Below are 12,258 nucleotides of genomic sequence, written 5' to 3' on the forward strand. Positions count from 1 at the left end.
CGTCCTGCTCGCCGCACATCAGCGACAGCGGCACGGTCAGGCCGTGGTCCACGTCCATCTTGTTGACGATGGTCAGGTCGAAGTCCTGCTGGATCACCGACTGCGCAATGTGGCTGGCCAGCTCCGGATGGCCGACGACCTTGGGCACGGGGCGCGGGCCCCAGCCTTCGTCGGCGGGCTGGTATTCAGCGGCCGTGCCGATGGCAAACGTCGGGATGAAGTCCAGGCTGAACGCCGTCGCGTGGTCGTTGTAGACCAGGAAGATCACGTCGGGCTTGTTGTCCTTGAGCCATTGGCGCGAGTGCTCGAAGCCCTTGAACAGCGGCTGCCAATAGGGGTCGCCCACCTTGCCCAGGTCCATGGCCGCGCCGATGGCGGGCACATGCGAGGTGTAGACGGATGCGGTGATGCGTGCCATCAGATGCCTTTTTCCTGTCGTTCCTGCTCATGCAGGTAGCGGTTTCCATTGATGCTGCGTCCGCCGCCCAGCATCATCTGCCGGTAGTCCTCCTCGTTCATGCCGCTCATGGTCGAGACCATGTTCTGCACGCTGACGCCGTCGGTGGCGCCGATCTTCACAAGGAAGTAGATGTTTCCGCCCAGCGCAATGCAGCGGTTCAGGTCGCGGTCCAGCACGGCCTGTCTTTGCTCGGCCGTCATGGCCCATTCGCCCAGATAGGCGCGCTCGTCAGCCCGAAAGCGCTCGCGGTTCTCGGCCTTCATCAGCGACATGCAGAACTGGTTGAGCCAGTAGCCCTGGCGGGATTGCTCGGCGTCGAAGACCGTGGTTCCCGGTACGTCGAGATAGGGTTTGTCCAATGCCATGGAAGTGTTTCTCCTGCGCTTGAGCGCTTGAGCGCTTGGGCGCTCGGGCGCTCGGGCGCGTGCTCACGGATAGGGGTTCAAGGATCAAGCACCAGGCGCTCGCAGCGCGCCACCCATCGGCGCCAGGGCGCGGCCGGCACCCGTGGCCCACACGGCCAGCGCAGCGGCAATCAGCGGCAAGGCAAAGACGTAGTACAGCGAGGCAGGCTGCCAGCCACCGTCCAGCAGCAGGCCGGCCATGGTGGGCGCCACGATGGCGCCTATGCGCCCAATGCCTATGGCCCAGCCCATGCCGGTGGCGCGCACCTGGGCCGGATAGGTGGCCGGCACCAGCCCGTACAGCCCGGCCATGGAGGCGAACAGGAACACGCCCACGCCTACCGCTGCGGCGAACGCCCAGCCCAGGCTAGCCGAGGCCAGGCCGAACAGCGCGGTGAACAAGGCATTCAGCAGCAGGCTGCCCATGGCCAGATGCCGCAGCCTCACCTTCACTGCCAGCAGGCCGAACAGGCTGCCGCCGGCAATGCCTCCCAGGTTGAGCAGCACGCCACCCGTCACGCCCTGCTGTGCCGACAGGCCGGCCTGCACCAGCAGCTTGGGCGTCCAGCTCAGCGAAAAATAGACGCTGAACATCAGCAGGAAGAAGCCGGCCCAGAGCATCAGCGTGGGGCGCGCCAGGCCGTTCCTGAACAGGGCAGCCACGGTGTTGCCCTGCCGGAATTCGCCGCCGGCCTGTGCAGGCAGCTGCAGCAAGGCAGGATGGCCCATCAGCGCCATCAGCCGGTTGAGCTTTTCCAGCGCACGTGCCGGGCGGCGGCCCAACAGAAAGTCCACCGACTCCGGCAGCCGCCACAGCACGATGGGCACCATCAGCGCCGTGGCCAGGCCGCCGAACACGAAGACCGAGCGCCAGCCATGGTGTGTCAGCAGCCAGGCGGCCATGAGCCCGCCCAGCGTGGCGCCAATCGGATAGCCCGTGGCCTGCAGCGCAATCGCCGTGCTGCGCCATTTGTTCGATGAATACTCCGAGGTGATCACCCCCACGCTGGCCAGCATGCCGCCAATTCCCACGCCCGTCATGGCGCGCAGGGCTGCCAGTTCCACATAGCTGCGCGCTGCGGCAGAAAGCAGCATGCCCACGGACACCACGACCAGGCACAGCACGATGACGGGTTGCCGGCCACGGCGGTCGGCCACGGGCGCCAGGAACAGCGAGCCTATGGCCATGCCGATCAGCCCGGCACTGAACAGCACGCCCAGCTGCGCCCCGTTGAGCTTCCACTCGGCAGCGACGGCCGAGGCGGTGAAGGCCATCACCAGCACATCGAAGCCGTCCAGCATGATGAGCAGGATGCAGATGGCCACGGCGAGCCACTGGAACGGCGCCATGGCGCCCTCGTCCATCGTCTTGCGGATATCTTTCATACAAGTCCTTGTCGGAGCAGGTTGTCTCTTTGCCCTGGCAGGCGCTTTGCACCCAGGCCAGGTTCTGTTGTGGGGAAACTGGGGGTGGCCTGCGTTCGGAGCGCACAGCGCCGACATTTCCCAGTGCAAAAAGTATCTCCACGCCAGCCTCTCCAGGCCAATGCCGACGGACGCGCAAGCTATGCGTTCTATTGATGGCTAAATGCAAAAAGGCCGGCCACCCAGAGGTGACCGGCCTTCGTTCATCAAGAATCCAGGGCCTGAGCGGGCTGCCTCAGGTGCACTCCCCTGTCATGCCAGCCTCCCCAGCCCCGCCAGCAGCTTGTCGAGCGTGACCGGATAGTCACGCACGCGTACGCCGGTGGCGTTGTAGATGGCGTTGGCAATGGCCGCGCTCACGCCGCAGATGCCCAGCTCGCCCACGCCCTTGGCCTTCATGGGCGAGGCCATGGGATCGACCTCGTCCAGAAAGATCACTTCCTGGTGCGGGATGTCGGCATGCACGGGCACCTCATAGCCCGCCAGGTCGTGGTTGACGAACAAGCCCAGGCGCGTGTCCACGGCCAGCTCTTCCATCAGGGCCGCTCCCACGCCCATGGTCATGGCGCCGATGACCTGGCTGCGGGCCGTCTTGGGATTGAGGATGCGGCCGGCCGCGCAAACGGCCAGCATGCGGCGCACGCGGACCTCGGCGGTGAATGCGTCCACGGCGACCTCCACGAAGTGCGCGCCAAAGGTGGACTGCTGCATCTTCTTGTCGAGCACGCCGAATTCGATGGCATCCTCGGCCGTCAGGTCGCCGTCGCCGTCGCCGGCAGCGCTGGCCAGGGCCCGGCGCTTGCCGCCCGCCTGCACATGCCCATCCGCGAATTCGGCCGTCCCCGGGTCCATGCCCAGCTTGCGCGCCACGGCCTCGCGCAGCTTCACGCAGGCGGCATAGACGCCGGAGGTGGCACTGGCCGCACCCCATTGCCCGCCCGAACCGGCCGACACGGGAAAGCCGGAATCGCCCAGCCGCACGCGCACCTGCTGCAGCGGCAGGCCCAGCATCTCGGCCGCCGTCTGGGCAACGATGGTATAGCTGCCCGTGCCGATGTCGGTCATGTCGGTTTCCACGGTGAGCATGCCCTGCCTGTCCAGGCGCACGCGGGCGGCGGACTTCATGACAGGCGCGCCTCGGTAGGCGCCGGCCATGCCCAGGCCGATCAGCCAGCGCCCTTCGCGCCGTTGGGCCGGCTGGGGATTGCGCTGGCTCCATCCGAACCGCTCGGCGCCCGTGCGCAGGCACTGCACGAACTCACGGCGGGAAAACGGCTTGTGCTCCTGGGCAGGGGTGCCCTCCTTCGCCTCGGGTTGCGGCTTCTTGCCGCTGTCCGGCACCACCTGGGTGTCGTTGCGGATGCGCAGCTCCACGGGATCGATGCCGAGCTTTTCCGCCAGCTCGTCCATGGCAACTTCCAGGGCCATGTGCCCCGTGGCTTCGCCGGGGGCGCGCATGGCATTGGCCTCGGGCAGGTCCAGTACGGCCAGGCGCGTGGCGGTCATGCGATGGGTGCCGGCATACATGCGGCGGGTCTGGTCCACGGCACCGTCCGCCGATCCTCCGGGCTGGTCGCCCGACCAGCTTTCGTGGCCGATGGCGGTGATCCTGCCATCCTGCCCTGCCGCGATGCGCACACGCTGGATGGTGGCCGGGCGGTGCGTGGTGTTGTTGGCCATCAGCGGGCGCTGCAGTGCGACCTTGACGGGCCGGCCTGCCGCGCGCGCCCCCAGTGCGGCCAGCAGTGCATCGGCCCGCAGGAACAGCTTGCCGCCAAAACCGCCGCCAATGAATGGCGAGACCAGGCGCACCTTGTCCTTGGGAATGCCCAGCGTCTTTGCCAGCTCGCCCTGCCCCCAGGCAATCATCTGGTTCGAGGTCCATACCGTGAGCTGGTCGCCCTTCCATGCGGCCAGCGTGGCATGGGGCTCCATCATGGCGTGCGACTGGTCTGGCGTGGTGTATGTGGCGTCCACCTTCACGGGGGCCGAAGCGAAGGCGCCGTCGAAATCGCCAATGGCCGTGTCCGGCGCATCGCCATTGATGCTGTCGGGTGGCACGGCGGAGTCCTTGGCCTTGGCCAGGTCATAGGCGCCGTTCACCGGCTCGTAGTCCACCTGCACCAGTTGCGCCGCGGCACGCGCCTGCTCGAAGGTCTCCGCCACCACCAGGGCCACGGCCTGGTGGTAGTGGGCCACCTGGGGGCCTGCCAGCAGCGGCGCGGTATTCATCTTGCCCTGGCCCAGCTTGCCAGCGGTCTGTGCCGTGACGATGGCCAGCACGCCGGGCGCGCGGCTTGCCTGCGCCAGCCCGATGCTGCGGATGCGGCCCTTGGCGATGGCCGAACCCACCACATAGCCATAGGCCGGGTGCTGGACCACGTCATGCCGCTCATAGGCATACGGCGCCGTGCCGGTGGTCTTGAGCAGGCCGTCGATGCGGTTCATCGGCTGGCCGATGATCTTGAGCTGGTCAATGGGGTTGACCGTTGCGGGGGTGTCGAATTTCATGGCGTCAGTTCCTGGCCTGGTCCAGCACGGAGGCAAGCGTGCGCTCGGCCAGCGTGAGTTTGAAGGCGTTGTCGTGCGTGGGCCGGGCGCCTGCCAGCAGGCGGTCGGTGACGGCCTTGGCGCCCTGCGGCATCAACGCTTCGGCAGCCTCCAGACGCCACGGCTTGTGCGCCACGCCGCCCAGGGCCACGCGCCCGCTGCCGTCGCGCTGCACGATGGCGGCCACAGACACCAGTGCAAACGCATAGGAAGCGCGGTCACGCACCTTGTGATAGATGTGCGTGCCGCCCGGCGGCGGCGGCAGGGTGACGGAGGTGATCAGTTCGCCGGCCTGCAAGGCCGTCTCTACATGCGGCGTGCTGCCGGGCAGCCGGTGGAAGTCGGCAATGGGGATGACGCGGGCCTTGCCGTCGGCCTGGACGGTTTCCACCGTGGCGTCCAGCGCGCGCAGCGCCACGGCCATGTCGCTGGGATGGGTGGCAATGCAGGCCTCGCTGCCGCCGATCACCGCATGCTGGCGGCTCACGCCGGCAATGGCCGAACAGCCGCTGCCCGGCACGCGCTTGTTGCACGGCATATTGGTGTCGTAGAAATACGGGCAGCGCGTGCGCTGCAGCAGATTGCCGCCTGTGGTGGCCATGTTGCGCAGTTGGCCCGAGGCGCCGGCCACCAGGGCGCGCGTCAGCACGCCGTAGTCGCGGCGCACGCGCACATGGGCGGCCAGGTCGCTGTTGCGCACCAATGCGCCAATCCGCAGCCCGCCTTGCGCGGTGGACTCCACGGTATCCATGCCGGTGCCGTTCACATCGACCAGATGCACGGGGGTTTCTATCTGCAGCTTCATCAGGTCCAGCAGATTCGTGCCCCCGGCGATGAAGCGGGCGCCCGGCCGGGCCGCCACGGCGGCGGCAGCCTGCGCGGGGGATTGGGCGCGTTCGTAGGTGAAGGCAATCATGTGCGCCCCTCCCCCGCCACTTCGGTGATGGCATCGACGATGTTGGAATACGCCCCGCAGCGGCACAGGTTGCCGCTCATGCGTTCACGCAGTTCATGGGCCGACACCAGGGGCTGGGCCACGATGTCTTCGCTGGCATGGCTGGGCATGCCTTGCCGGATCTCGTCGAGCATGCCCACGGCCGAGCAGATCTGCCCCGGCGTGCAGTAGCCGCACTGGAAACCGTCGTGCCGCACGAAGGCGGCCTGCATGGCATGCGGGGATTGCGGCGTGCCAAGACCTTCGATGGTGGTCACGGCGGCGCCCTGGTTCATCACGGCCAGGCTCAGGCAGGACACCACGCGACGGCCATTGACCAGCACCGTGCAGGCCCCGCACTGGCCATGGTCGCAGCCTTTCTTGGTGCCGGTCAGGTGCAGATGCTCGCGCAGGGCGTCGAGCAGCGTGGTGCGGGTGTCCAGGTCCAGGCGGTGTTCCTTGCCGTTGACTTGCAGGGTGACGGGCAGCTGGACCCCTTCGGGGATGGAGGGAGGCTGCACTTGCGCGCCGGCCGATCGGGGCACGGCCGTTGCCGCAGCCGTGGAGGCACCTGCAATCAGCAGGTCCCTGCGCGAAACGGAAAGCTGGGTGTTGTGTTCCATGGGGCGTCCATCGTGTTGGCTCTTCGTGGGGCGTGCGCACTGCTGCGGACACGCCACTCCAAGCATCGGTTCGGGACGCGCCCCGGGTTGTAGGTGATGGTCCAACGTCCGGGACATCGGGTTGTCCGATGACGGATCAGCGCATGCAGACGTGCGAGGGCCCCCGGCCCATGCAAAGGCAGCGCCAGCAAGGCGCCCCGGCCTTTGCCGATGTGCCCTGCCCCGGCTTTGCTCCGGCGCTGCGCCTAGGCCGCAGGCGGCACGTCGCCGCGCTGCATGCGCTCGAAGGCCTTGTCGATTTCCTCGGAGCGTATGGCGCCCGCAGCCGGCACGGGACGGCCCGCGCGCTGGGCGTCGATCTGCTCCTGCATGCGCGTGGCCACCTGCATCAGCACGCGGTGCAAGCCCAGCTGCTGGCGGCGGGCCTGGTCCAGGTGCGTGACCACGGGCTCCAGGGACTGGGCCAGCGACCGGGTCAGCAGTTGGCCCAGCATGTGGACCAGGGCCTGACGGTCCTGGGCGGCCTGCACCTCCGACGGGGTGCCGGCCTGGGTGCTGGCGGGCTCGCTGGCCGCCCTTTGCGCCATCAGCTCGCGTATGCCGTGCAGCGAGTCGCCTGCGGCGCTTTGCGTCTGCAGCAGCCGGGCCAGCAGTGCCTGCAGCGCTTGCAGGAGCTGGGACTGTTCAGCGGCGCCTTCCTGCATCGCCTGCTGCTGGGGCTGGGCCACCGACTGGGCCACCTCGCGCGTGGCGGCGACCAGATCGACCAGCTGCGCCGTCACGCGCGTGGCAGCGTCGGCATTGGCGCCGCCTGCGGCCTGGCGGCGCAGGAACTGCTGGCGTATCTGCTGCCAGCGGGCGCTGTCCTCGTCGCTCATCTGCCCGCGCAGCTCGGCGAGCTTGAGCAGGTTCTCCTCGGCGCCCGTGGTCAGCATCTGCGCTTCGCCCTGGTAGTGGTCGGCCAGCATCTGCTGCATTTCCTGGTCGTTCATCACCGGGGTGATTTTTTCGGCCAGCTTGTTCATGTTGCGGTAGCTGCCCTGCAGCCTGAAGGCGGGTTCGGTGCGGTAGCCGTCGTCCTGCGCGGCGCTCTGGATGTACTGCTGGTTGACCTTGAACACCAGCTCGCGCACCTGCACCATGCGGGCCAGCACGGCCTCGATCTCGCGCAGCTCGGCCGATGAATAGTCGTGCGACAGCGCGTTGCCCGAGACATCCCTGCCCTGCGCCTTGTCCAGCAGCAGGTACAGGTCCTGCAGGCTGCGCGTGGCCATCGGCGCCAGCACGGCGTTCGAGGTCATGCTGTTTTCGATATAGCTGAGCTTGAACACCTCCTGCATGCCGCCCAGCACATCGCCCAGGTTGTAGATGTCGGCACGGTTGGCCAGCATGTCTGGGATCTTGAAGACCTCGCCCGACTCGGTGTACGGATTGCCCGACATGACCACGCAAAAGCGCTTGCCGCGCATGTCGTGGGTGCGGGTCTGGCCCTTCCACACGCCCTCGATGCGGCGCGTGCCGTCCGACAGCGAGATGAATTTCTGCAGGAACTCGGGGTGCGTGTGCTGTATGTCGTCGATGTACAGCATCACGTTGTTGGCCATCTCCAGCGCCAGGTTGAGCTTTTCCAGCTCCTTGGCCGCCGTGGCGTCCGGCGCCTGGGCCGGGTCCAGCGAGCGCACCGAGTGGCCCAGCGCCGGGCCGTTGATCTTCATGAAGATCAGGCCCAGGCGGTTGGCCACGTACTCCATCAGCGTGGTCTTGCCGTAGCCGGGCGGCGAGATCATCATCAGCAGCCCCATCTGGTCGGTGCGCTTGTTCTCGCCAGCCACGCCGATCTGCTTGGCCAGGTTGTCGCCGATCACGGGCAGGTAGATCTCGTTGATGAGCCGGTTGCGCACAAAGGACGACAGCGGCCGGGCCTTGAATTCATCCACCCGCACGCGCGAGCGCCAGTCCTGCAGCAGCTGCTGGCGCAGCGCCTGGTAGCGGCCGAATTCGGGGACAAAGCTGCGGAAATGGCGCGCGGCGCGCTGGCCCAGGTCGTCGATCTGCAGCCACATGCGGCCGTCCGCAATGCGCGGATGCTGGCCCAGCAGGCCCGGCACTTCATGGCGCAGGTCCACATTGCTGACCTTGCAGGGCAGTGGGCCGGCGCAGCACAGCCAGGCGGCGGCTTCGCCGCAATAGGCCAGCCAGGCCTGCCCTTGCCCGTCGTCCAGCGCGCGGCAGGCGGTCTGCAGCCAGTGCAGCGCGCTGCGCCAGCGCTGGTCCAGCGGCGCCAAAGGCTTGTCGTGCCGGTCCTCGCCCTGCCAGTAGGCCTGCATTTCCTCCCAGCGCTGCAGCGGCTGGGCCTGCTGCTGCACGGCGGCCTGCAGTGCGGCAATGGCCGACTGGCTGTAGCTGGAGAAGGAAAAGCGCACGGCCTTTTGCGCCAGCTCGGCCTGCAGGTAGTCGGCGGCGCCGTGGATGAGGCTGTCGATATCGCTGTCTGCGGGCGCCGCCTGTCCTGGCAGCAGGTCGCGCAGCAGGCCCCGCTCGTCGGCATAGGCGCGCAGGCGCTCGGCAATGTCGGCGCGCAGGCTCAGCTGTTCGGCCTCGCTGCCGAACATCTGCTGCATGGCCTGGGCCTGCTGGGCGCGCAGCGGCCACTGCGCCATGGCGGCAGCCAGCTGCGGCTGCTGCACCTGGGCATGTGCGCTCCAGAACAGCAGGGCCAGCGCGCGGGCACCGGGCGCAAAGCGCAGCACGCCGGCGGCATCGCGCAGGGGCAGCAGTACCTGCAGGATGCGGGCCGCATCATGGTCGTGGATACCGCGCTCATAGCCTTCGCGGTAGCGCGGCGCGGAAAATTCGCGGATGGCCTGGGTCAGTGCCGCCTCGTCGGGCAGCAACTGGGCCAGCCGGGCCTCGCTCCAGCCGTCGCGGCGCTGGCGTGCGGCCTGCACCACTTCCAGGGCCAGGTATTCACCGCGATAGAAGTCTGCCGATTCGGCCGGCGTGGAGGCATCCCAGTAGGCCTGCAAAGCGGCCAGCTCGGGGTTGTCCACGGGCTCGAAATACTCGGTGCCGACCAGGTGCAGGAACAAAGCGCCGTTGCGCGGCAGCAGGGTCAGGTCCAGTTCCTGGTTGCCCACGCTGAAGCGGTGGCGGCCCAGGCGAATGATGGCGCCGCCGCCTTCGTACAGCTCGCTGCGGTCCTGCAGCGCGCGAAACGCCTGGTCGCGCAGGTTCTTGACGCGGCCGTCGATATCGTCGGCCTTGACCGGGTCGTGCAGTTGCTCTCGCAGGCGCTGGGACAGCTCCTTGAGCTTGCCGATCAGCGGATCGCCTGCAAAGAACGCATGCAGCGCGTCGGCACTGGCCAGTTTCTCGGTGCGCTTGGGCAGGCTCTGCACGATGCGCAGGGCCGCGTCCAGCACGCCTTGCGCCTTGCGCTGGCGCTCGTCCTGCAGCGACTGGCGGCGCGCCTCGAAGCTCTCCAGCACTTCCTCGCGCTTGGCCATGATGTCGCCGAGGAACTGCTCGTGCTCGCCGAAGCGGCTTTCGATCTCCTCCAGCTGCACCAGCAGGCGCGCCAGCTGCTCGTCGCATTTCTCGGGCGTCTGCGCCAGGCCCAGGGCGCTGACGATGCTTTGCGAGAACAGCGCCAGCTGGGCCGCGAACTGGGCCACGTTCTCGGCGCCGCCCAGGCCCGACCTGCGCTGCTCGGCGCGTGCACGCACCTGGTTCAGGCGCGCATAGACGGCCGAGATGCGGTCCACCACCTGGGTGCGCTGCGTGGCGTCGTCGATGGACAGGCTGCCCATCAGCTCGGACAGCATGTCCAGCGCGGCCGCCATGTCGGCCATGCGCGCCAGCGGCTCGTTGATCTGCGCCACCGTGGCTGCCGCCTGCGCAGCCTGGTCCAGCGCCTGCAGCTGATCGGCATAGGGCTGCATGGCCTCGTCGGTGGCAATGAAGGCGGCCGTGCGCTGGGAGACATCGGCCTGGGCCTCGTTGACGCCCTGCACCATGGTGTCGATGGCGGCCTGGTCCACATAGCGCAGGTCGCGCGTGGCCATGAGCTGGCCGCGCAGCTGGCCCAGCTGGGTGAGCGCATCCACGTATTCGCCAATGCCCTTCCAGTCCGCCAGGCGCAACTGCTTGAGCAACCGGCCATGGCGGCCGGACACCTCGCCCATGGCCTTGGCCGAGGCATTGCGGATGCTCTCGACCTTTTCGTACTCGTCGATGACCGCATCACCCGTGGCGACGATGCCCAGCAGGGTCTCGTGCACCCCCTTGAGCTGCGGCGCGCCCAGCCAGTGGTAGCGCTCGAACAGGCGGCGCGCGGCGTCGATCAGGCGCTCGTAGCGCGGCAGCGAGACCTCGGTGGCCGCGATTTCCTTGCGCACGCTGTACAGGTCCGAGATGCCGCTGACCAGCTCGGCATTGCCTATGCGGCCCAGGAAGCTGTCGCGCTGCGGCTGGCGCGCCGCGTAGTCGTCCGAGGCGAAGGGCGTGCGCCAGACCTGCATGGGGTGCACGCGCGAGGCTTCGTTGCTCTCGGCCGCGAAGATGACGATGCGCCCGTCGTCCATGCGCGCATGGCCGTGGCCGATGATGGGCGGCTGCAGGGCGCGCTCGATCAGGTTGTACTTGAACAGCGCCATGCGCCCGCTCTCGGGCTCGTAGAACACGTAGAGCACGTCCTCGCCGTTGGGCGATCGGATGCTGCGCCGGTAGCGCATGCCCTGCATGTTCTGCTCGAACGAGCGGTTCTCCCCGCTTTGCAGGTAGTAGCCGCCCGGGAAGATGATGCCGTGGTCCTGCGGCAGCTGGATGCAGGCCGCGCCGATGGCATCCATGCGCAGCACCTGGCGGGAGACGGTGTTGAAGATCAGGTAGCGCCACTGCTCTTCGCGGTAGGGCAGGATCTTCAGCAGGATCAGGCTGCCGACGGCGGCGTACTCGAACACGGCGTCGTCCAGCGACTGGTTCTTCTCCTGCACGGGCTCGCTGTAGATGCCCAGTCCGTCGTTGGTGTTGTTCTCGACCTTGATGGTCAGCGTGCCGCCCAGGGTCTCGACGAAGACCTTGTCCAGCACGTTGATGTGCGGGTGGCGCCCCTGCACCAGTTGCTCGCGCCCGGCGCGCTGCCATTCGAAGTCATGGGGCGCAGGCAGTTCGATGTCGCGCTCGCCGCGGTTGTCTATGTAGCGTATGGGCTGGCCGTCCACGGGCACGGACCAGCGGAACACGCGCACATCGGACAGGCGCTCGCCGATCTGGAAGCTCGCCAGCAGCTTGCCGTCGCGCACGGCCAGCTGCATCAGCCGCGTGTTCTTGTAGTAGGCGTACAGCTCCTGGAAGTCCTGCACGAAGCTCTGTATGCCCAGGAAACTGTCCTTGAGGTCCACGGGAGTGACCTCGTAGCCCTGCTCTCCCTCGTGCAGGCGGTACAGGCCGAACACGTCTTCCACGCGCGTGGACTGCTTCAGGCCCATGAAGACGTTGTAGCCGAACAGCAGGTAGCCGCCGACCTGGGCGATGTCGCGGCCCAGGCAGTTGTTTTCGGTGCGCACGCGCATGCGCCCGATGACTTCCATCTGGCTGCGGCCGAATTCCTCCAGCCGCTCCTCGTTGAGCTGGCGCACCAGCGCCTCCAGCGCCTGCCCCTGGCCGTCCAGGCGCTTGGCCAGCACTTCGTAGGAGCCGCCGCTGGCGACTGCCTGGTCCACGGCGGAGGCGGCAGTGTCGGGGGAGAGGGGCGGTGAGGACGGTGTGGACGATGGGGACGGTTGGGACGGTTGGGACATGGGCGTCACGGGCTTTCGCGTGTCAGGGACCATTCACGCCTTTCCCCGCCGGCCGGCAGAC

General features: G+C 67.8%; 6 protein-coding genes and 1 pseudogene. All 7 read right to left on the reverse strand.

Going from position 1 to position 12,258, the window contains the following annotated elements; genetic code table 11:
- Positions 1–418 (reverse strand): annotated as a pseudogene (locus tag ACF8NF_RS12435) (protocatechuate 3,4-dioxygenase); the annotation flags it as partial.
- Complete coding sequence (gene ligA / locus ACF8NF_RS12440) at positions 418–825, reverse strand: protocatechuate 4,5-dioxygenase subunit alpha (protein ID WP_016453399.1); 408 nt, start codon at positions 823–825, stop codon at positions 418–420. The gene ligA and the pseudogene ACF8NF_RS12435, both read right to left, overlap by 1 nt.
- Positions 826–909: 84 nt before the next feature.
- A complete protein-coding gene (locus tag ACF8NF_RS12445) occupies positions 910–2,250 on the reverse strand; it encodes an MFS transporter (protein WP_343740814.1) in 1,341 nt (446 codons plus the stop codon).
- 291 nt (positions 2,251–2,541) lie between these two features.
- Positions 2,542–4,800, reverse strand: a complete 2,259-nt coding sequence (gene paoC / locus ACF8NF_RS12450; RefSeq protein ID WP_343740815.1) for an aldehyde oxidoreductase molybdenum-binding subunit PaoC — start codon at positions 4,798–4,800, stop codon at positions 2,542–2,544.
- Between the two features lie 4 nt (positions 4,801–4,804).
- Entirely contained in the window at positions 4,805–5,755 is a 951-nt protein-coding gene (locus ACF8NF_RS12455; RefSeq protein ID WP_046988194.1) for a xanthine dehydrogenase family protein subunit M, read from the reverse strand.
- Positions 5,752–6,396, reverse strand: a complete 645-nt coding sequence (paoA, locus tag ACF8NF_RS12460) for an aldehyde dehydrogenase iron-sulfur subunit PaoA (RefSeq protein ID WP_209801741.1) — start codon at positions 6,394–6,396, stop codon at positions 5,752–5,754. The genes ACF8NF_RS12455 and paoA overlap by 4 nt, the downstream gene beginning before the upstream one ends.
- A 245-nt stretch (positions 6,397–6,641) precedes the next feature.
- Positions 6,642–12,197 (reverse strand): DNA repair ATPase, encoded by a 5,556-nt coding sequence (locus tag ACF8NF_RS12465; protein WP_392450669.1) that lies wholly within the window; start codon positions 12,195–12,197, stop codon positions 6,642–6,644.
- Positions 12,198–12,258: the final 61 nt, after the last annotated feature.

This window comes from Delftia sp. WSY_22 (assembly GCF_043104185.1).
Taxonomy (GTDB): Bacteria; Pseudomonadota; Gammaproteobacteria; order Burkholderiales; family Burkholderiaceae_C; genus Comamonas; species Comamonas tsuruhatensis.

What these genes read in the sequence shown, in the direction of transcription:
- ligA (WP_016453399.1), bottom strand. Translation starts at nt 825, where the DNA reads ATGGCATTGGACAAACCCTATCTCGACGTACCGGGAACCACGGTCTTC.
- paoA (WP_209801741.1), bottom strand. Translation starts at nt 6,396, where the DNA reads ATGGAACACAACACCCAGCTTTCCGTTTCGCGCAGGGACCTGCTGATT.
- paoC (WP_343740815.1), bottom strand. Translation starts at nt 4,800, where the DNA reads ATGAAATTCGACACCCCCGCAACGGTCAACCCCATTGACCAGCTCAAG.
- ACF8NF_RS12445 (WP_343740814.1), bottom strand. Translation starts at nt 2,250, where the DNA reads ATGAAAGATATCCGCAAGACGATGGACGAGGGCGCCATGGCGCCGTTC.
- ACF8NF_RS12465 (WP_392450669.1), bottom strand. Translation starts at nt 12,197, where the DNA reads ATGTCCCAACCGTCCCAACCGTCCCCATCGTCCACACCGTCCTCACCG.
- ACF8NF_RS12455 (WP_046988194.1), bottom strand. Translation starts at nt 5,755, where the DNA reads ATGATTGCCTTCACCTACGAACGCGCCCAATCCCCCGCGCAGGCTGCC.